This is a genomic window from Aerococcus sp. 150760013-2, from assembly GCF_053627715.1.
Map to the genome: position 1 here is coordinate 64,407 of NZ_JBSEYI010000005.1, position 19,787 is coordinate 84,193.

The 19,787-nt window shown below is 39.2% G+C and carries 20 protein-coding genes and 1 riboswitch; of the genes, 9 read left to right on the forward strand and 11 right to left on the reverse strand.

The features are described from left to right. From ACUW85_RS03740 to ACUW85_RS03755, 4 genes are read right to left on the reverse strand one after another with little or no spacing between them, the layout of a single operon-like run. On the reverse strand, positions 1 to 693 hold the full coding sequence (locus ACUW85_RS03740) for an amino acid ABC transporter permease (RefSeq protein ID WP_149256554.1): 693 nt from the start codon (positions 691 to 693) through the stop codon (positions 1 to 3). 16 nt (positions 694 to 709) lie between these two features. Further along, on the reverse strand, positions 710 to 1,363 hold the full coding sequence (locus ACUW85_RS03745) for an amino acid ABC transporter permease (protein WP_182023252.1): 654 nt from the start codon (positions 1,361 to 1,363) through the stop codon (positions 710 to 712). Positions 1,364 to 1,376: 13 nt separating this feature from the next. Beyond that, complete coding sequence (locus ACUW85_RS03750) at positions 1,377 to 2,192, reverse strand: transporter substrate-binding domain-containing protein (protein ID WP_149256552.1); 816 nt, start codon at positions 2,190 to 2,192, stop codon at positions 1,377 to 1,379. Positions 2,193 to 2,227: 35 nt separating this feature from the next. Next, entirely contained in the window at positions 2,228 to 2,956 is a 729-nt protein-coding gene (locus ACUW85_RS03755) for an amino acid ABC transporter ATP-binding protein (protein WP_083069159.1), read from the reverse strand. A 313-nt stretch (positions 2,957 to 3,269) separates the two neighbouring features. Between ACUW85_RS03755 and ACUW85_RS03760 the strand changes: the two genes are divergently transcribed. After that, complete coding sequence (locus tag ACUW85_RS03760) at positions 3,270 to 4,061, forward strand: response regulator (protein ID WP_378102555.1); 792 nt, start codon at positions 3,270 to 3,272, stop codon at positions 4,059 to 4,061. A gap of 17 nt (positions 4,062 to 4,078) precedes the next feature. Further along, positions 4,079 to 5,191, forward strand: a complete 1,113-nt coding sequence (locus ACUW85_RS03765) for a M24 family metallopeptidase (RefSeq protein WP_149314736.1) — start codon at positions 4,079 to 4,081, stop codon at positions 5,189 to 5,191. Between the two features lie 288 nt (positions 5,192 to 5,479). Here ACUW85_RS03765 and ACUW85_RS03770 read toward each other — a convergent pair whose 3' ends face one another. Next, on the reverse strand, positions 5,480 to 5,848 hold the full coding sequence (locus ACUW85_RS03770; RefSeq protein ID WP_149314735.1) for a hypothetical protein: 369 nt from the start codon (positions 5,846 to 5,848) through the stop codon (positions 5,480 to 5,482). Between the two features lie 130 nt (positions 5,849 to 5,978). On the opposite strand from ACUW85_RS03770, the gene ACUW85_RS03775 reads away from it, so the two are divergent. The 4 genes from ACUW85_RS03775 to ACUW85_RS03790 all read left to right on the forward strand — a co-directional run bounded on the left by ACUW85_RS03775 (position 5,979) and on the right by ACUW85_RS03790 (position 10,155). Beyond that, positions 5,979 to 6,524, forward strand: coding sequence for an FUSC family protein (locus tag ACUW85_RS03775; protein ID WP_149314734.1), 546 nt, complete (start codon positions 5,979 to 5,981; stop codon positions 6,522 to 6,524). Between the two features lie 175 nt (positions 6,525 to 6,699). After that, positions 6,700 to 7,863, forward strand: a complete 1,164-nt coding sequence (gene alr / locus ACUW85_RS03780) for an alanine racemase (RefSeq protein ID WP_149358144.1) — start codon at positions 6,700 to 6,702, stop codon at positions 7,861 to 7,863. 91 nt (positions 7,864 to 7,954) lie between these two features. After that, a riboswitch (Lysine riboswitch) is annotated at positions 7,955 to 8,103 on the forward strand. 169 nt (positions 8,104 to 8,272) lie between these two features. Then, positions 8,273 to 9,163, forward strand: coding sequence for a 4-hydroxy-tetrahydrodipicolinate synthase (gene dapA / locus ACUW85_RS03785; protein WP_149314732.1), 891 nt, complete (start codon positions 8,273 to 8,275; stop codon positions 9,161 to 9,163). 122 nt (positions 9,164 to 9,285) lie between these two features. Next, the gene (locus ACUW85_RS03790) at positions 9,286 to 10,155 is read left to right on the forward strand and encodes a helix-turn-helix transcriptional regulator (RefSeq protein ID WP_048726214.1); all 870 of its coding nucleotides are present in this window, start codon (positions 9,286 to 9,288) and stop codon (positions 10,153 to 10,155) included. A gap of 248 nt (positions 10,156 to 10,403) precedes the next feature. Here ACUW85_RS03790 and purB read toward each other — a convergent pair whose 3' ends face one another. Both purB and ACUW85_RS03800 read right to left on the reverse strand, forming a co-directional pair. After that, positions 10,404 to 11,705: an adenylosuccinate lyase gene (gene purB, locus ACUW85_RS03795; protein WP_048726211.1), complete on the reverse strand. Its 1,302-nt coding sequence runs from the start codon at positions 11,703 to 11,705 to the stop codon at positions 10,404 to 10,406. Positions 11,706 to 11,850: 145 nt separating this feature from the next. Beyond that, positions 11,851 to 12,933: a tetratricopeptide repeat protein gene (locus tag ACUW85_RS03800; RefSeq protein WP_259345369.1), complete on the reverse strand. Its 1,083-nt coding sequence runs from the start codon at positions 12,931 to 12,933 to the stop codon at positions 11,851 to 11,853. Between the two features lie 396 nt (positions 12,934 to 13,329). On the opposite strand from ACUW85_RS03800, the gene ACUW85_RS03805 reads away from it, so the two are divergent. Further along, on the forward strand, positions 13,330 to 14,262 hold the full coding sequence (locus tag ACUW85_RS03805; protein WP_259345370.1) for an AraC family transcriptional regulator: 933 nt from the start codon (positions 13,330 to 13,332) through the stop codon (positions 14,260 to 14,262). Between the two features lie 77 nt (positions 14,263 to 14,339). Here the strand turns inward: ACUW85_RS03805 and ACUW85_RS03810 are convergent, their stop codons facing one another. After that, positions 14,340 to 15,020 carry a hypothetical protein gene (locus tag ACUW85_RS03810; protein WP_048726207.1) on the reverse strand — a complete coding sequence of 227 codons (681 nt, stop codon included), beginning with the start codon at positions 15,018 to 15,020 and terminating at the stop codon, positions 14,340 to 14,342. A gap of 75 nt (positions 15,021 to 15,095) precedes the next feature. Continuing rightward, complete coding sequence (locus ACUW85_RS03815) at positions 15,096 to 16,028, reverse strand: YitT family protein (protein WP_048726204.1); 933 nt, start codon at positions 16,026 to 16,028, stop codon at positions 15,096 to 15,098. A gap of 212 nt (positions 16,029 to 16,240) precedes the next feature. On the opposite strand from ACUW85_RS03815, the gene ACUW85_RS03820 reads away from it, so the two are divergent. Then, positions 16,241 to 16,987 carry an amino acid ABC transporter ATP-binding protein gene (locus ACUW85_RS03820; RefSeq protein WP_016896446.1) on the forward strand — a complete coding sequence of 249 codons (747 nt, stop codon included), beginning with the start codon at positions 16,241 to 16,243 and terminating at the stop codon, positions 16,985 to 16,987. A gap of 68 nt (positions 16,988 to 17,055) precedes the next feature. On the opposite strand, the gene ACUW85_RS03825 is transcribed toward ACUW85_RS03820, so the two are convergent. Then, a complete protein-coding gene (locus ACUW85_RS03825; protein WP_016896445.1) occupies positions 17,056 to 17,595 on the reverse strand; it encodes a GNAT family N-acetyltransferase in 540 nt (179 codons plus the stop codon). 212 nt (positions 17,596 to 17,807) lie between these two features. Here ACUW85_RS03825 and trhO point away from each other — a divergent pair, with 212 nt between their 5' ends. Continuing rightward, positions 17,808 to 18,776, forward strand: coding sequence for an oxygen-dependent tRNA uridine(34) hydroxylase TrhO (gene trhO, locus ACUW85_RS03830; protein WP_016896444.1), 969 nt, complete (start codon positions 17,808 to 17,810; stop codon positions 18,774 to 18,776). 193 nt (positions 18,777 to 18,969) lie between these two features. Here the strand turns inward: trhO and ACUW85_RS03835 are convergent, their stop codons facing one another. Next, positions 18,970 to 19,773 (reverse strand): ABC transporter ATP-binding protein, encoded by an 804-nt coding sequence (locus ACUW85_RS03835; RefSeq protein WP_149256418.1) that lies wholly within the window; start codon positions 19,771 to 19,773, stop codon positions 18,970 to 18,972. Positions 19,774 to 19,787: the final 14 nt, after the last annotated feature.

The window sequence follows — 19,787 nt, forward strand, 5'->3', positions numbered from 1 at the left end:
CTATGCCGGTGTTTTCAAAGCGCCATCTTTTGCTGTGGCCTTGTTAGAACGTCGGTTTGATAGGTATTTTGAAAATTTAGACAAGGTATAACATACCAACCAATATAGGAAGGTCATGATCACAAACATTGGAATCACATATGCTGTATCTTGGTTGTAGATAATCTTCGCATTATGCGTCAATTCCGGTAAGGAAATAATTGTCGCAAGCGATGTATCCTTAATCAAAGCAATTAATTGCGACACAATCGAAGGTGCCATTGACCGCACAGCTTGTGGTAATAAAATATATACCAAGGTTTGAACACGGGTTAAACCGGTTGAAATACCTGCTTCTGCCTGCCCTTTTGGAATAGCATTCAATCCACCACGAATAATTTCTGAAATCATGGCTGATTCAAATATGGTCAAGGCCCCTACTGCTGCCCAGAAAATATTTAAGCGAATCCCTAATTGTGGCAAAGCAAAGTAAGTAAAGAAGATAATCAATAGTAAAGGTAAGTTACGAATAATATCAATAACTAGCCCTAAAGCTTTAGATAAAATTGGAATCCCCATAAAACGAACTATCCCAAAAATACCACCTAAAATTAACGAGAATATGATAGCGTAAAACGTTACTTGAAGCGTAACCCATAGACCATCAAGTAAAAACTGGATATTCATCCATTGAAATGCACCTGCAAAATCCATCTATTACCGCTCCTTTCTAACGTACGTCCTGTTGTGCTAATCGTTTTTCAATATATGAAACTAATAAAGTTAAAGGTACTGTAATGATCAAGTAAATACCTGCGATCATTGTGTAAGTCCCTAAAGTATTAAAGGTTTCACTGGCAATTAAATCACCGTAATACATTAAATCTAACCCAGCTACCATAGCTAGAATAGAAGAGTTTTTCACTAGGTTGATAAATTGGTTACCCAATGGCGGAATCACAATTTTCACAGCTTGTGGTAAAACCACGTACTGCATCGTTTGTCTGTAAGTCATCCCTTGTGAAATAGCTGCTTCTCTTTGACCTTCAGGTACAGCATCAATCCCTGAACGAACAACGTCCGCGATAAAGGCAGATGTGTAAAGGGTTAAACCGATAATCCCTGATTGGAATCCGGTAATTTCCACCCCGTATAAAGGAATAACTACATAGAAAAACATTACAATAATCAATAAAGGAATATTACGGAAAAATTCTACATATATATCCCCAATTTTAGCTAAAACCTTATTATCTAAGGTTTGGATAATCCCCATTAAACCACCAAGAATTAAGGAAGCAATCAGAGCGATCACTGATGCAATCAAGGTATTGATAAATCCTTCGATAATTAAATCAGAATAATTTGTTAATAATTCAAACATGTGCTCAACCTCCCTACTCTGCAATTGATGACTCAGTATCGTCACCAAACCATTTTGCATATATTTCTTGATACGTACCATCAGCTACCATGTCATCAATGGCTTGGTTTACTTCATTTAAGAAGCCATCTTGACCTTTGTTGATGGCAATACCATATGGTTCTGTTGTAAAGGTTGAGCCAGCAATTTTGTAACCCGGATTTTGTTCAATGATCCCTAATAAAATTGCATTATCAGTAGTCATTGCGTCTCCTTGACCCGATTTTAAGGCCGTGAAGGCTTCAGCGTAGTTTTCTAACTCTAAGATATTCGCATCCGGCGCTGCTTCTTTAATTCGTTGGGCTGATGTAGACCCTTTTACTGCCAAAACGGTATGTTCACTCGTCAAGCTTTCAACACTTTCAATATCAGAATCTTCAGGTACCATCAAGGCTTGCCCGGCGTCAAAGTACACTTGACTAAAGTCAACTTGTTTTAACCGCTCTTCTGAGATGGTCATGGTGGCAATCAAAGCATCTACGTTCCCATTTTTCAGTAAAGGAATGCGGGTTTTGGAGGTTACCTCAACAAATTCTGCTTCGGCATTTTCCCCACCGACACGCTTAGTAATTTCTTTCGCCATATCGATATCAAAACCTTCGATACGGTTTCCTTCAATATTATATTTCCCAAATAAGTTGGTATCGACTTTTACCCCCCAAGTGATGACCGGGTAGGCTTCGCTGTCGATTCGCTCAGCAATATCCTGTTGGCTTGTAGCAGAGCTTGTACAGGCCGTAGCCAAGAAAGCAAAAGCCACTAGCGCAACAATTCGCCATAGTTTTTTCATAGTATCCCCCTCTTTCCTTAAGCGTGACTTGGTGATTAGACTAAGATCTTGCTTAGGAATTGAACGGCACGTTCATCATGAGGATCTTCGAAGAACTCTTTCGATGGACGGTCTTCTAAAATTTCTCCTTCTGCCATAAAGATGGTTCTATTCGATACTTCCTTGGCAAAGCCCATCTCATGCGTTACAACAACCATAGTCATGTTATCCTCAAAAGCGATACGTTTCATTTGGTCCAATACTTCCCCAACCATTTCTGGGTCAAGGGCTGAAGTTGGTTCATCAAATAGCATCATTTTCGGACGCATAGCTAGACCACGTGCGATGGCAACACGTTGTTTTTGCCCACCAGATAATTGACTTGGGTATGCGTCACGTTTATCCCACATATTTACCCGTTGTAATAAACGCTCTGCTCTATCTTGGGCATCTTTATCAGTTTTCTTCAAGACTTTTAAAGGTGCCAATGTCACATTTTCTAACACGGTCATGTGAGGATATAATTCGAAGTGTTGGAACACCATACCGCAGTCGCGGCGAATTTGACGGATGTCAGTGTTGCGATCTGTAATATCTTTCCCGTCAACAATTAAATGGCCTGAATCTACCTTTTCTAAAGCATTTATCGTCCGAATCAAAGTTGATTTACCAGAACCAGAGGGTCCAATTAAGGTCACAACTTCACCCTCATTTATCTTCAGATTTATGTCTTTCAACGCGTGGAATTTACCATAATATTTTTCAACATGATCAAATGTAATCATCATAGCACCTCTTCTTATTTGATTTTTCCTTTTGAATACAATTGCAATAAACTAGAATGTAAACAGGATTTTTGCATAAAGATAAAATAATTCTAATCATTTCTTAAATAGGTGTCAAATTTTTTGATAGATTTCTTAACATGTTTCGATATCAATGTTAATTTATATTTCATAATCGAATTATTTGAACAGCTTTTTATTTGATATGACGCCCTGTCGAAATTTTGAATTGTCATTCTTTTTACATAAGTACTATAATAAGACTAGAACTATTTGAAACACCCATTCAATCAATTAAATGGAGGTTATAACGTTGAATCAACCAAAAAACGGCTCTCAAAATATCTCTTCGCAATTTAGAAGCGATATGGTGATGGTGCCAGAAGTTATTAACGAAGCATCGGGTATTCGCGTGTTTGGACGAACTTTGAAATCATTCGTCTTTACAACTGACGTCGCCACAATCCTATATTGTAATGCGGATGCCGTCTTAGCTGTCTACCCATTCTCCCCGCATCCTGCAATCATTTCAGCAGTAACATCAGTAGCCAGTCAACCTGTATTTGCTGGCGTTGGTGGTGGTACAACTCAGGGTAAGCGTAGCGTAGATATTGCCCTTTTTGCCGAAGCAACAGGCGTTCAAGGGGTTGTGGTGAATGCCCCGATGACCGCAGAAAATATTCTAGATATTGAACACACCGTCGACTCTCCAATTGTAGCGACAGTTGTCTCTGCCTATAACGATATTGATGCACGAATTTCTGCCGGTGCGGATATCCTAAACGTCTCTGGTGGCAAAGAAACAGCCGCTATAGTTGAACGGATTCGCCGGGATTTCCCAGATGTGCCGATTATCGCAACCGGTGGTCAGAATGAAGACACCATTCGTAAGGTAATCGAAGCTGGCGCCAACGCCGTTTCTTGGACACCGCCAACTACTGGTGAAATATTTAAAGAGAAAATGGTCAAATACCGTAAAGACCGTCGCGAGGACTTCCTTGAAGCCCATGATGGTATGACCTTACGTGAATTTGAGGAATATATTGAGGAACATCCAGAAGCTGAAGAGAAATATAGTGAAGATTCTTCTGACGGCTATCTGTAAGACGAGATGGAGGACATATGGATCAAGAACATAGCAACCGACTAAAAACCATTCAACAACAAGTTAAAAACCACAACCTAGATGCCCTAATCATTAGCGACAAGGCATCCATCGACTACTACACCGGTGTCATTTTTGACCCTATGGAACGTTTTTGGTTATTAATTATCCAACCGGAAAAAGATCCACAAATTATTGCTAACAAGCTATTTGTGTTCGACGAATTAGCTGGAGTTGACGTCACTTGGGTAGATGATAACTATACAATCGTTGAAGCCTTCGCAAATCTAGCGGATTTTCCAGCAACCGACGCCCCACTACGAATCGGCGTGGATAAATTGTGGCGGGCTGACCAACTATTAGCCATCGCCAAAACATACAACCAGGCCATTTTTGAAGTAGGATCTGACTTAGTTGATGCCCAAAGAGCCATTAAAACCGCTGAAGAACAAGAAAAAATGCGTAAAGCTTCAGATATTAACGACCGTGCCATGGCTCGTTTAATCGAAGAAGTCTTACCACTTGGTTTGGACGAATTGGCTGCCGTAGATGAATTAGCCCGCATTTACGATGAAGAAGGTGCAGATGCCGGCTTTTCATTCGAACCCATTATCGCTTACGGTCCAAACGGCGCTGACCCACACCATGAATCTGACCATACCTTGCCGAAGCGCGGTGATTCGATTGTCATTGATATCGGCTGTAAACATGAAGGATACTGTTCCGACATGACCCGTACCGTTTATTACGGTGAGCCTAGTGCTGAGGCCAAAAGGGTATACGACATCGTACTGGAAGCCAATTTACGTGGCATTGATGCGGTCAAAGTTGGCGAAACTTTGGCAAATGTGGATGCTGCAGCGCGTGATTACATCACAGCCCAAGGATACGGGGACCAATTTACCCACCGACTAGGGCATTTCATTGGACGCGAAGTTCATGAAAAAGGCGATGTGTCAAAAGCTAATACAGATACCATTAAAGATGGCAATATCTTCTCAATCGAACCTGGTATTTACCTGACTGGTAATACAGCCGTTCGTATTGAAGATTTAGTGATTGCACATGATGGTCGCACTGAAAACTTGAACCACTTCACCAAAGATATGATTATTATTCAACCAAAATAAAACATTACACACTAAAAAACACGACAGTTGTCGTGTTTTTTAGATCTATGTTTATATACCCTATGTAGTAATTTAGATATATTTCGTAATAAAGAAGGCTTTGGCTTCACTTTTCAAGGAACGTCCAAATTAATACAGACCACCCAGGCCACAAATGCCCTATTTTTCATTTTATGATTTCAAATATTAAAAATATAAGCTTCAAAAAAGCTCCCAACACGACAAGTGAAGGGAGCTTTTGCTTGTATTCTAGTGGTTTATTTCTTAACGACTTCTGTCGCACCTTTTCTACTTAAAGATCATTTGGAAGAATTCGAATACGCGCGGTCCGAGCAAGGTTACTGCTAGGATGGCGAGGGCTAGAATGATCCATACCAGTACTTTGCGTGAGTGATTGCTTGAACCTGACCAAAAGTACTGTTTCTGTTTTTGTCTTTCAAAGAAGATTTCATTGGTGTCTAAGTCTTGGAAGGTTTCTTTTGGCAAAGGTGTTTCCGCAAACGTTTCGACGTTAAATTCAGCAGTATCCTGTGTGAGTGTCGTCTCAGGGACCAAGGATTTAATATCATCTGAAAAATTTTTTCCATATTTTTTTTGGTTATTCTTCTTCTCGCGTTCAAGCTCCTTTTTCGCTTGGCGATATGTTTGCCGCTTCACCTAGTGCACCACCTTCATTATTTAGTTCATTTCATCAAGTATTCCTAGTATAATCTATTTACAAGAAAATTCAAATTGTAGAGAAGGGGAATTTTTCAACTTTCCCTCTTAATTAAAGGAGCTTATTTCAGTGAAACAAAATTTTCACGTTGGTATGAGGACCTTGAAGACTTCTTTGAGTGTCTTTATGATTGTTCTTATTTCAGCATTTATCTCTATTGACCCACAAATCGCTGCCCTTTCAGCGGTATTTTCACAAAGGGCTGACGTCACTTCGTCGCTTTCTTTTGGTTTGCGCAGAACCTTAGCCATTGTTTGTGGGGCTTTTGCCTCATTAGTTTTTATTTTTTTACATAACTTATTGCCTGACCATTATTTGATTACTGCACTTTTAGGCGGTTTAGGTATTTTAATTACGATTCAAACCAACCTTCTAGTTAAGAATCCACAAGGGGTTATTGGTGGTAGCGCCACTTTCCTTGTCATTGTCTTCAATATTCCAGCGGACAATCAATATGTATATGCGCTACTTCGGGTATTAGATACCTTCTTGGGTGCCATTGTCGCTGTTGGAATCGAGTACATTCTTCCAAGAGACCGAGTTGTTCCTTGGATCCTTATTTACAATAGCCATGTACCGAAGTTTCTACAAATTTCTACTTCTGAAGACGTTTAACTGACCACTAAGGTTACCTTAGGGTTGAACTAACTTAGCTTTTCCTTAAGTTAGAGACCCTTCTTTCGAGTTTTCACCCACACGTGGTATAATAAATGAGAAGTGAAATGCGCGATATTAACGCCCTTTCCTATCTATTTCGATCAATCCATGTGATTAAAGAGAGGTTTAAACTATGACCATTAGTTATCATCGCCCTAGTAAGGCCAGCGTGTCTCTAGATGCGATTATTCATAATTATTTCGCTATTAAAAAGCATATCGGTAATAAAGCTGTCATGGCAGTTGTTAAGGCTGACGCCTATGGTTTAGGTGCCGTCAAAATAGCTGACGCCCTCCAATCTCGCGGTGCGGACGGTTTTGCGGTCGCAGTTGCGGATGAAGCGTTAGAACTAAGAGACGCTGGGATTATTGCCCCTATCATGATTTTAGGTTTGACTGATCCAGACGATGCTTGGCTTTTAGCTAATTTAGAAATTGGTGTGACAGTCTCTAGCTTGGACTATTTAAAATACGCCAAGAAACACGATAAAGACTTTTCTCGCCTTCATCGATTGAATGTCCACCTTAAAGTGGATTCTGGGATGGGGCGGATTGGCGTGCGATCTGCTGAAAAAGCGCAAAAAATCATTGATTACATTGCCAAACATCCGAAGAAATTTAAGTTGGCTTCAGTCTTTACCCACTATGCAACCGCTGATTCCTTCACTGACCATGGTAAGGACAAGGTTCAAGCCCAATCTGACTTTTTTGAAGGTTTGCTTGGTCAATTGGACTACTCAGCATTAGGGTACACCCCCCTTTTCCATCAATCAAACTCTGCCTTAAGCCTTTGGTACCCGGAAAAAACTTTGGATGCTGCGCGACTTGGCCTGGGCTTATACGGATCCATTCCAAGTATGGAAGATGTGGCGTCACCTGTTGATTTCAAGCAAGCATTGACTTTGGAGACGGAAATTATCTACGTCAAACAAATGCATGCGGGCGATACGATTTCCTACGGGGCTGAGTATGTGGCCGGTGCGGATGAATGGGTGGCTACCTTACCGATTGGCTACGCGGACGGCTGGCAAAGAAGTTATTTGGGCTTGGATGCCATTGTTGACGGCGAGCGGTGCCCGAGTGTGGGCCGGATCTGTATGGACCAGATGATTATTCGCCTACCCCATGAGATGCCTGTTGGCGCTAAGGTGACTTTAATCGGGACAAATGGCGGCCAAACTGTTGATGTAGTGGACGTTGCTAGTCATGCTGGAACGATTGCCCATGAAGTCTTGACGAATTTAGGCCAACGATTGCCCAGAGAATATACCTCTAATAAGAAAAAGAAAATGAAATAACGCTTTCGAAATCTAATAGTTTTTTCATTTAATCCTTGCCTTTAGTGGATAGTCATGTTAATTTTAAACTAACGATTATACAAATAGAAAGTATAGATATAGAGGATGCGCAACCAATCAGTAGCCGATGGTGAAAGGTGGTTGTGCCGAAATGCAGATTTTCTGTGTTGGGGGTAATACCTAAAAGGGTTATCCCTGTCAAACCTTAATGCCCATTAAGGTGAGGAGCGCTTGTCTTATGCTAGGGATTAAAAACTGTTAGGGTTATTGAATGCTATCAGTATTTTTTGACACGTTTTCCTAGGTAGACATAGAGTGATGCTCTTGTCTGCCTTTTTTTATACTCAAGCTATCTGATCGTTTTTTCATAAAGACAATTACAAAGTGCGAACAATATAGGAGGATTCTCATGACAATTTTTAAAGGTTCTGCGGTAGCCATCGTTACCCCTTACGATAATTCATTAGAACAAAATATCAATTACGATGTGTTTGCGGAGTTGATTGAATTTCAAATTAAAAATGGTACAGATGCCATTGTCGTTGCCGGAACAACTGGTGAAGCTTCAACACAAACTGACGAAGAACAAGTTGAATTAGTAAAATTCTGTGTGGAAAAAGTCAATGGCCGTGTGCCCGTGATTGCTGGTGCTGGGTCTAATGATACTGCCCACGGAATCCAATTAACGAAAGACTGTGTAGCCGCAGGTGCAGATGCTATTCTTTCTGTAACGCCTTATTATTTAAAAACGAGCCAAGCTGGTTTATTGGCGCATTATAGTGCCATTGCAGATGCTGTAAAAACGACGCCTATTATCTTATATGATGTACCAGGACGTACAGGTATGTCTATTGCACCAAAAACATTGGCGGAACTTAAAAATATCGAAAACATTGTCGCGATTAAAGATGCAACTGGTGATTTAGCCAATGCAGTGGATGCGCGTTACCACGTTGGTCCTGATTTTGATGTGTACTCTGGAAACGACGATACGGTTATTCCATTAATGAGTTTGGGTGGCCAAGGGGTGATTTCTGTTTTGGCTAACATTGCACCAAAACAAGTACATGAAATGACTCATTATGCCTTAAATGGCGACTTTAAAAAAGCGGCTGAAATTCAAACGACTTTTAAACCGTTAATCGACATTTTATTCAGTGAACCAAATCCAATTCCAATCAAAAAAGCTATGTCTATGCTTGGTTTCGATACAGGTTCAGTGCGTCTACCACTAGTCCCTGCCCAAGAGGAAACAGTGGCTGCACTAGAAGCTGAAATGAAACGATTGAATTTGCTATAGTCTTTTCAATTTTGAAGTAAATTGTGGTATATTAAAGGGTGTGTACCTTATGAGTGCACGCTCTTTCTTTTATTGCAGCTGATAAGTGATAGATTGAATATGTAAAATAGGAGTTTTGATTTATGCCAACTGGAACACCTCCATTTCGAATCAAACTAAAAAAAGTTGATCAGCAAATGGTTGACATTTATAATCGTTCTTCTTTCCATCGAAACGAACTCTTGATTCCCCTTAGACCCTTCTCTATTGAGTTAGCCGACAAGAAAATTGACGTCTCTGTTCGTCAAATTGTTGTCTTACCTGAACCGATTATGAGACGGTTAATCTTACCGGAAAAAGACTGTGATCCTCACGTTGACGACCACAAACCAACAGAAGAAAAAATATATGCCTATATTTTATCCCTAGGCGAACCTTACTTAGATGCCATTGCCAATGATTTTGTGGAAACGCCTGAAGTTAAACACATTTTTGATGAACCCCATGTCTTCAGTTTCTCTTTCGTCACTTGGCAACATCTACTACAAACTTTGATTCAATTACAGTTGGAATTGAAACGACCTGAAGATAACATTCAAAAGAAAATGATCTTTAGTATTGTATCGACCATATTCCTTGAATTGTGTCGACTTTCTTCTGCTTCAAACCAAAACCGATTAGAGATGTCTGAAAGAGAAATTTTAGCCTACGAAATTAAACATTTTATTGTTGATTCCTACCGAAAAGACCTAACCCTTCAAGACATCGCAGACAAGTTCGACATTTCAACGTCAACTGTCAACCGAGTATTTCAGCCTTACTTCCATTCAACCATTTACCAATTCATCTTGGACTTGCGGTTGGGCTATGCCTATACCCTGATTGAAAATGGTTTGTCTATCACGGAGTCATGGCAAAAAGCTGGCTTTAATGATTATAGTAACTTCTATAGAGCCTTTATTAAGCATTATCATATTAGACCGCATCAGGTACCAAAAAAAGGAGACTCATAAGAATCTCTTTTTTTTGATTATAGATTTATTGATTTATTGATTTCAGTCGTCGGCTGTCTCTTTACCTATCATAGCCTTAAAAGCAGTGGCACCACCCTCAGTCCAGGATCGGACAAAATAGTGCTGAATCATGCTACTTGCAACAAGTTTTTTCATACATCAAACAAAAAGTTCACGGTACTTGCCCTAATCTGGGTTAAGTACCGTGAGCTTTTTTTGTATACAGTCATTGCAATTTTGCTAATAATCTACTCTTCTACTATTCCTAATTTTTCGAAAATGTCCTCTACTTTTTGGATATGGTAGTGGTAGTCAAATGCATCATCAATAGCTGCTTGATCAAGGTGACTAGTGATTTCTTCATTGGCTTCTACAAGCCCTTTAAAGTGCTTGCCTTCGTCCCAAGCGATTGCAGTTAGAGGTTGTACTAAGTCGTAGGCTGCTTCACGTGATAAGCCTGCATCAACCAATTTTAGCAATACACGTTGTGAGTAGATTAAACCGTGAGTAGCATCCATGTTGCGTTTCATATTTTCAGGGAATACGGTTAGTTTTTCCATGATGTTTGCGAAACGATGTAACATGTAATCTACTAAGATTGTTGTATCTGGTAGGATAATGCGTTCAGCCGATGAATGAGAGATATCTCTTTCATGCCATAAGGTCACGTTTTCATAAGCAGTCATGATATGACCACGAACGACACGGGCTAATCCAGCCATGTTTTCTGAACCGATTGGGTTACGCTTATGTGGCATTGCGCTTGAACCTTTTTGCCCTTTTGCAAAGAATTCTTCCACTTCACGTGTTTCCGATTTTTGTAGTGAACGGACCTCGGTCGCAATATTTTCAATCATTGTAGCGATTAAAGCGAGTGATGAAATATATTCAGCGTGTAGGTCACGTGGTAGGATTTGCGTTGAAATCTCTTGTGCGTTAATGCCTAAGTGTTCACATACATAAGTTTCAATAAATGGCGGTACATTGGCGTAAGTACCTACTGCACCAGAAATTTTACCTGCTTCAACACCGCGAGCAGCCGCTTCAAAACGTTGGATATTTCGTTTACATTCTGAATACCAACGCGCTACTTTCAAACCAAAAGTCGTTGGTTCAGCGTGAACACCGTGGGTACGGCCCATTGTAACAGTGTATTTATGTTCAATCGCACGCGCTTTTAACACTTGCAAGAATCGGTCTAAGTCTTTACGAATTAAATCATTTGCTTGTTTTAATTGGTAACCTTGAGCTGTATCCACAACATCAGTAGACGTTAAGCCATAATGCACCCATTTACGTTCTTCGCCCAATGATTCAGACACGTTACGGGTAAAGGCAACCACATCATGACGGGTTTCTTTTTCAATTTCTTCCACTCGTTTTGCATCAAAAGTGGCCTTTTCACGAATGGCTTGCGCATCCTCTTTAGGGACTTCACCTAAGGCCGCCCATGCCTCTGTTGCAAGAATTTCAACTTCCAACCAAGATGCATATTTATTTTCTTGTGACCAGATTTGCCCCATTTCAGGACGGGTATATCTAGGTATCATAACATTCTCCTTTATTGCACGCGCTCAATTTTTGTATGCAACAATTATATCACAAGCCAGCTTTCTGGCAGTGATTATTTTTCGAAAAAAAAGACGAGTCCCGCTACTGAATTGTAATTGGTCTCGTCTCTGTAATTTTTATGGCTTAATGATGGTGGTGGTCGTGATCATGGTCCAATTCTTCCATCAATAAATCAGGATGGTCAGCTTCTAGTTGGTCTAAAACTGCCGTCACTTGCGGGTCAACGTTTCCTAAGATATCTTCATAAATGGCTAAATATTCATAGGCCGCTTCATATTGGTCGTGCTCGTTAAAGCGGAATGCGGCTTCTTTTAAAGCTGTTAACATATCCACTGATGGGTAGTCGTTTAAGCCCAGATCATCAAGGAAGGCTTCTTGTTCCTTACCTTCAAGAATTGCTGGCCACTCGCGGTCTAATTCTTCTAAGACCTCCAAACCTGCTCTGGCATTGTCATTTTCATTCCACATAAGGGAAATATGGTATAACGTATAAGCTTTTTCAAAGTCTTCTTTACGGTAGTAGAAGTCCCCGATTAAAGCAAAACCATAAGCTAGGTCCTCTACTCTAAGTGAGTAACTCAAGCCATTAAGAATGGTTGGGTAAGACATCCCATACTGTTCCATTTCTTGGTATAGTTCCGCTAAGGCGTAGATGGTATCTACATCATAGGGATTCCATAATAAGGCTTGTTGGTATGAGTCAATCGCTTCACGCCATTTATTCGCTTTAATTTGCACTTTGGCATACTCCACATACATACCCGCATAATCGCGCGTAGTTGGTGATAATTCTAAACCTGTATCATTATTATAGATAAATTGGAAAAGGTCTAGTTCATCATAAATACTTAAATTTTTAATATTTTTCTTTGGTGTGAATCGGTCGAAATCGTCTTCCATCCGGCGAATGTATAATGACATTTCAAAATTAGCACGGACTGGGTCGACTGCCGTAATGTTGCGAATGCGTTTGACGAATTCGGCATCATCTTGCATTTTAATTTCAGCAATCATTTGATTGTAATCTGTTGATTGATTCGGGAATTTCTCTGTCATCACTTCATTGAAGGCTTTAATAAAAGCTTCATCGCTGGTGTGTTTGTGGTTATCTCTTAAAATTTTAGAGATAACTTGAATGCAGTAGCTGTAATCATCAGTTGGCACAGCTTGAATTCTTTGTATAAGTTTTTCTTGGTCCTTATCCATAAGCTCGTCTCCTAAAGCAATAAATTTCAGCATAAAATAAGTTCTTCATTACACCAAAATTTATTGTACTGTTTTTTTTGTGCTATTGAAACCAAAAAGCCTTTAAAATACTCTTTCATTTTTGCTTTTAAAGTTGCGCAGTGTTAAAAATTGTATTTTTCCTGACTGTTGTAAAATACTGTATTGCATGAGATTAAAACTGGCATTGGTTATCAAAGGCCTCATCTTCCCTTAAATTATAACATATATTACAGGATTTTTACGGCACAATCCCTTTCTTAAAATTAAATTATAAAAAGCCTTGAAACCGCTTGTAGAAGTTTAGTACACTATAGACATAAGTTAAATATTGCAAAGTATAATTATATTAAGAAAGTTAAATTAGAAGGTGAAATCTTGGAAGCATTAGCGGTTAATACATTTCAGAAACATTTCTCTCTTAGCTATCATGATGAGCGTCGCACCATGATGCGTAAGTCCTATAACAATCAGGAACAATTAAACCTTAATGAAATGGATCTTGCAGAATATTCTAGAATTACTACTAGTATGCATTATCATGACCATCTTGAAATTCTATTCTACTTAGGCAATCAATGTCAGTTTATCGTAAATGATACCAGTTACACACTCTACAATGGTGATATTATGATCATTCCACCTAACGTTCCGCATTTAATGTCTAGTGAAGAAGGCATTAATAATACCCGTTATATCTGTATGGTGCCTGAGAATTTGATTCATCAATATGCTATGGTAAATGATAATATTTTTGAAGATATTATTTGCTTTTATAATGAACCGGGTCATTACCGTTTAGATAAAGAAAATCTAGATAAGACAATTACTCATTTAAATAAAATTCTTACTCATGGTGATGAAGAAGTAGAAGATACTACCTTCGTAACTGCTTTTTACCTATACCATTCATTGATGAATGTCTACCATGCGAAGAAAATCCCGTCTATGTCTGGTGATTATAAAGATGACAAGCACTTTAGTCACATCATCTACTATATCGACCAGCACTTTAAAGAATCTGACTTACAATTAGACCGGATTACACAAGTATTTGATATTTCGCCCTATTATTTATCAAAATTATTCCGTAAAGAAATGAACCAAAATTTCCACGAATATTTGATTGAGAAACGTGCCAACTATGCTGCACAATTAATCAATCATATGAGCACCAACAAAATGTCCTTACAAGACGTATCCAACGCATCCGGATTCGGTGACTATTCTACTTTCTACCGTTCATTCAAGAAAGTATTCAACACCTCTCCGAAGAAGTATGCACAACAAAGTACACAGTCTATTCTATAGTGGTTTAAGAGACGAAATAGCAGAAGCACGATACCCTAGAATTTCCATGGACATCGTGCTTCTTTTTTTATCATATTTTATTCAGGTTTATCATCTTCACCATTTCTTCGAAAATCTGAAATATCGTGAATATCCCCAGAATTTAAATGGTTATCCTCTTCACTATCAATATTTTCATCTGCTTCATCAGCTTTACTGTATGATGGTTCAGCCTCAGGCATATCCAGATTATAGCGGTCATGGATATTTTGTGAAAACTCTTCATAAGAAATAACTTTAACAAACGAATCTGGGGTAAAGCGTGGTCGATATGCCTCCGGGAAATCATCAAATTCTGACATTGAGAATAAGAAGCTTTCTCTTTGTTCTGGTGTTAGCGTAGTAAAATAAGCTAATGGAATCATATCGTCCGTTAAACGTTTGTTTCGTAGGCGTTTAATAAAATGCACAATATTATTTAAATCATGGTAATAGGCAAAATATAGGGCTGACTGCCGTCCTTCAATTGGTGTTTGTGCATAGTTGATGAGTAAGGTTAATAAGGCTTGTTTTTCGAGTTCATTTCTTGCCTCAAAACCTTCATAAGTTGTACGAATCATGTATGGTTGGTCTAAAGCTACTTCAGCCAGTTTGGAATCATCATCGTAAATTTTTAATATACGATGCTTCGACCCATCCTTGTATTCTTTGCTAGCTACATAATAGTTTTCAATAAATCCTAAATTAATCAACTTTGAATATAGTTCATCTGTTCTCACACTAGCCCTCCGTTCGTATTGCTATCATTCTTATGATATATACCTTAATTATACATGATTATTGGAACAAAAAGGCTAATTGTTGATACTAGAATTTTTTCCTTTCAAAGCACGCGCTCTTAGTTTAGCAATTCGAGACTGTTTTCTCCTCACTTCAAAAGAGAATCCGCGCCCAGTCACTTCAGATACTGGCGACACATACATAAAAGCATTCGCATCCATTTCAGTTACTTGGTTTTTCAACCGTAATAATTCTTCACGGTCAACAACTGTAGTAATCACCGCACGTGATTTCTTAGTGTATCCACCCTTAGCCGTATAGATTGTTGTCGCACGGGCCAATTCTATCAAAATAAAATCGTTGATTTCCCCAGCAATTTCTGACGTAATATTCACGTTGTATCTTGCAGAACCACCAGTGATTACGCGGTCAACAACGACATTGGCCAGTAGGACCCCGATTGTGGCATACAATCCACGTTCAATCCCAAATACCAGCATATTCGCAAGCAAGATAGTCATATCGGAAATCATGACCCCTGTCGCAAAGGTGACAGGTAGGTACATGTTCATTATCTTGGCAATAATATCTACCCCACCAGTTGTAGCACCGGCATTAAAAACTAAGCCGACACCAGCTGAAAGGAGGACTTGCCCCAAAATCAAGTTGACCAAGGGATCATCAGCAACTGCCCCTGTAACTGGTACAAACCGTTCGAATAAGGCATAAAAGCCTGAATAGAGGATGACAGAATACAGGGTTGTCCCACCAAACTCCTTACCAATCACCATAATCCCAATGACCAGTAAGACTATATTAATGGCAAAAAGGATCACTGAATAAGGTAGCGGAATAAATGGTGCCAATACCTGCGCCATACCTCCAGTACCCCCACCAACAAGGGAATCAGGTACTAAGAAGAAATACAAACCAATGGTCATGCTTAAAGTCCCCAAAGTGATGATGAATAATTGCTGAATATCTATAGCTGCTAATACTTTTTTCAATTTAATACCTCTCTTTTTTGTCCAATCTAATACACAAAATATAACAAAATACCCCTGGGCAATCAATCAGTGACCCTCATTGTTTACATTACAAATTAAAGCTTGTGATAAAAGTTGACAAAGTGACAATTTCAAATTAAAATACCATTAAATTTATCAATCGAAAATATACGAATAGATGAATAAGAATTAAATCCGAGAGGGATGAGAAAATGGCTGAAACAACAGCAACTGCAAAAGTTATTGTAAATGATTTAAAGAAAAGCTTCGGTAAAAATGAGGTCCTTAAAGGGATCGACTTAACCATTAACCAAGGTGAGGTAGTTTGTATCATCGGACCATCAGGGTCTGGTAAATCAACATTCTTACGTTGTTTAAACCGCTTAGAAGACATTAACGGTGGTGAAGTTTTAGTAGATGGCACAAATATTGCCGACAAATCTATTGATATTAATAAAGCACGTCAAAATATCGGCATGGTGTTCCAACACTTTAACCTATTCCCACATTTAAGCGTTTTAGAGAATATTACCCTTGCCCCGACTGAATTAGGTAAGACACAAAAAGATGCCAGCAAAGAACAAGCTTTGTCTTTATTAGAGCAAGTAGGCTTAGCGGATAAAGCAGAAGCTTTTCCAAACTCTTTATCTGGTGGACAAAAACAACGTGTGGCTATCGCCCGCGCTTTAGCAATGAATCCTGACATCATGTTGTTTGATGAACCAACATCAGCACTTGACCCAGAGATGGTTGGTGACGTATTAAACGTAATGAAAGACCTTGCTAAAGAAGGTATGACCATGGTCGTTGTAACACATGAGATGGGCTTTGCCCGTGAAGTAGCTGACCGCGTAATCTTCATGGACGGCGGATACGTTGTCGAAGAAGGTAAACCTGAAGACATCTTCAGTAACCCACAACACAACCGTACAAAAGAATTCTTAGACAAAGTTTTATAATAAATAACGACAGAAAAAGGTATGTGATGTTTTCTATCACATACCTTTTTCTTTATTCACTTCAAATTCTATCTTACAGCACCATACAAGGCTTTGTCCGAAATACCTGAATTATTGGCTAAAGCTGCTTTTCGTAGCCCTTCATATTCGAAGTTTAAGGCTAAAGCCAGTTGTCTGTCAGCTTCATTTCGACTATCTTGATCAAAAGACAAACGGTTCATTTGCACTTCTTTAAACAAGAAATGCACAATATTTTCTAAAGCTTCCTTCGCCAAACCTTGGTCTTTATAGGCTTGACCCATACAGAAGGTTAAGTCTGCTGCCTGGGTGTCTTTATGCACTTCAGTCACTACGATTTCTCCTACCGCTTCTCCAGAAGATTTGTCTTCCACACACCATCTGTAGGTTTTACTTCTGTCCTTGCGTTTATCCCACTTCTCTAAAATGCTTTTACTATCAGAAACGGATTGGTGCTTGTCCCAGGTAACAAATTCTGTATCTGCCGTATTCCCTGCCCAATTCTTGAACATGTCCTTGGCATCACTTGTTTTGAACTTACGTAACAATAGATGTTGCGTTTCTATTGTCTTGGTTCCTTTATGATTCATAACTAACCCCTACTAACGATTTACTTGAAAATTCATGTAATCGATTCATATTTCACAATCTATTATAGCATGTTTTTCTAATGTAAAAATAGGATTGTGAATTTTCTAAACATTCGAAACAAATTTAGTACTTGTTTATCCCTGGTTTATGCCTTATAATGTAATCCGTAAAAACTCGCAGTCATACCTGCAATATGATGGAGGAATAATAAATGAATAATAACGAATTCCAGGTACTACTTTACTATAAATATGTACCTATTAAAGATGCAGAACAATTCGCCAAAGACGAATTACAATTCTGTAAATCACTTGGCTTAAAAGGCCGTATTTTAATTGGTGATGAAGGGATCAATGGTACTGTATCTGGTCCAAAAGAAGCGACTGAACGCTACATGGAACACATGCACGCTATGGAAGAATTTTCTGACCTATGGTTTAAAATTAACGAAGCGGATGACTACGCACACAAAAAAATGTTCGTACGTTACCGTGAAGAAATCGTTTCTTTAGACCTAGAAGAAGATTTAAATCCTAACGAATTATCTGGTACCCACTTAGATCCAGCTGATTTCCGTGAAGCAATGTTAGATGAAGATACTGTTTTATTAGATACACGAAACGACTATGAGTATGATCTTGGTCACTTCAAAGGCGCTATCCGCCCTGATATCCGTAACTTCCGCGAATTACCTGAATGGGTACGCGAAAACAAAGAAAAATTCATGGACAAAAAAGTCCTTGTTTACTGTACTGGTGGCGTACGTTGTGAGAAATTCTCTGGTTGGATGATCCGTGAAGGTATCGAAAACGTTAGTCAATTAAACGGTGGTATCGAAAACTACGGTCAAGATGAAGAAACTCGTGGCGACTTATGGGAAGGTAAAATGTACGTCTTTGACGACCGCATCTCTGTACCAATCAACCATGTTGACCCATCAATCGTTGGTAAAGACTACTTCGACGGTACACCATGTGAACGTTACGTAAACTGTGGTAACCCTGAATGTAACAAACAAATCTTAGCTTCAGAAGAAAACCAAGAAAAACATCTTGGTGGTTGTACACACGAATGCCGTGTTCACCCACGCAACCGTTACGTACAAGCTAAAGGTTGGTCACACGATGAAATCGTTGCACGTTTAGCAGCAATCGGTGAAGAACTAACCGTAGAAGCATAATTTAGAAATCAAAAGACCGCTAGGAAAACCCTGGCGGTCTTTTTGCGTCTAAAGAAAGACGATATTATTCATGATGAGTCCATCATCACATCTTGGTGAGCTAGTTAGCCTAACCACTAGAGACTAGTTTATACTAAAGATTTTGAATCACTATCATCATTTATGGAGCATCATTTTATATACGGTCTCGCTCTCACCCTAGTATTAGAGCGTCATCGTTTAATGCACGTCCTGATTGTTTTTTGAACATGTCTAATAATTGTTGTACGGTTAATTGTTTCTTCTCTTCACCAGAGATATCAATCAAGATGCGACCATTGTCCATCATCAACAAGCGATTACCCATTTGTATGGCTTGTTCCATATCATGTGTAATCATCAAGGCAGTTAATTGATCTCGTTGGATCACTTCTCCAGTTAATTTTAAAACCATGTCCGATGTTTTAGGGTCTAAGGCTGCTGTATGCTCATCTAATAGTAAGACTTTTGGCTTTTTCAAAGTTGCCATCAATAATGTTAATGCTTGACGTTGTCCACCAGAAAGCAAGCCAACTTCAGCAGTTAATCTATTTTCCAAGCCTAAGTCCAATAGTTTCAAGGCTTCTTTAAATTGTTCACGTTGCTTGTTGTTGACCCCTCGTCCAAATCCAAATGAGTGTCCGCGACGGTCTGCAATAGCCATGTTTTCTTCGATAGTTAACCGGCTAGCAGTCCCCATCCGTGTGTCTTGGAATACGCGTGATACTAGGCCCGCACGTTTGTTAGCAGTAAGTTTGGTCACGTCTTTATCTTCAATTTTAATAGTTCCTTGGTCTACCAATAGCGAACCGGCAATGGCATTTAGGAAAGTCGATTTTCCAGCCCCGTTACCTCCAATAATGGTGATGAAATCCCCTTTTTCTACCTTTAGGTCGACCCCTTTTAATACGTGGTTTTCGTTTGGTGTTTTAGCTTCAAATGTTTTATGTACGCTTTGTAATGTTAATACGCTAGTCATTGGTCAATCTCCTT

Excerpts from the sequence above, each read along its gene's own strand:
- ACUW85_RS03740 (WP_149256554.1), bottom strand. The coding sequence starts at position 693 with ATGGATTTTGCAGGTGCATTTCAATGGATGAATATCCAGTTTTTACTT.
- ACUW85_RS03745 (WP_182023252.1), bottom strand. The coding sequence starts at position 1,363 with ATGTTTGAATTATTAACAAATTATTCTGATTTAATTATCGAAGGATTT.
- ACUW85_RS03750 (WP_149256552.1), bottom strand. The coding sequence starts at position 2,192 with ATGAAAAAACTATGGCGAATTGTTGCGCTAGTGGCTTTTGCTTTCTTG.
- ACUW85_RS03755 (WP_083069159.1), bottom strand. The coding sequence starts at position 2,956 with ATGATTACATTTGATCATGTTGAAAAATATTATGGTAAATTCCACGCG.
- ACUW85_RS03765 (WP_149314736.1), top strand. The coding sequence starts at position 4,079 with ATGGATCAAGAACATAGCAACCGACTAAAAACCATTCAACAACAAGTT.
- alr (WP_149358144.1), top strand. The coding sequence starts at position 6,700 with ATGACCATTAGTTATCATCGCCCTAGTAAGGCCAGCGTGTCTCTAGAT.
- dapA (WP_149314732.1), top strand. The coding sequence starts at position 8,273 with ATGACAATTTTTAAAGGTTCTGCGGTAGCCATCGTTACCCCTTACGAT.
- ACUW85_RS03790 (WP_048726214.1), top strand. The coding sequence starts at position 9,286 with ATGCCAACTGGAACACCTCCATTTCGAATCAAACTAAAAAAAGTTGAT.
- purB (WP_048726211.1), bottom strand. The coding sequence starts at position 11,705 with ATGATACCTAGATATACCCGTCCTGAAATGGGGCAAATCTGGTCACAA.
- ACUW85_RS03800 (WP_259345369.1), bottom strand. The coding sequence starts at position 12,933 with ATGGATAAGGACCAAGAAAAACTTATACAAAGAATTCAAGCTGTGCCA.
- ACUW85_RS03820 (WP_016896446.1), top strand. The coding sequence starts at position 16,241 with ATGGCTGAAACAACAGCAACTGCAAAAGTTATTGTAAATGATTTAAAG.
- ACUW85_RS03825 (WP_016896445.1), bottom strand. The coding sequence starts at position 17,595 with ATGAATCATAAAGGAACCAAGACAATAGAAACGCAACATCTATTGTTA.
- trhO (WP_016896444.1), top strand. The coding sequence starts at position 17,808 with ATGAATAATAACGAATTCCAGGTACTACTTTACTATAAATATGTACCT.
- ACUW85_RS03835 (WP_149256418.1), bottom strand. The coding sequence starts at position 19,773 with ATGACTAGCGTATTAACATTACAAAGCGTACATAAAACATTTGAAGCT.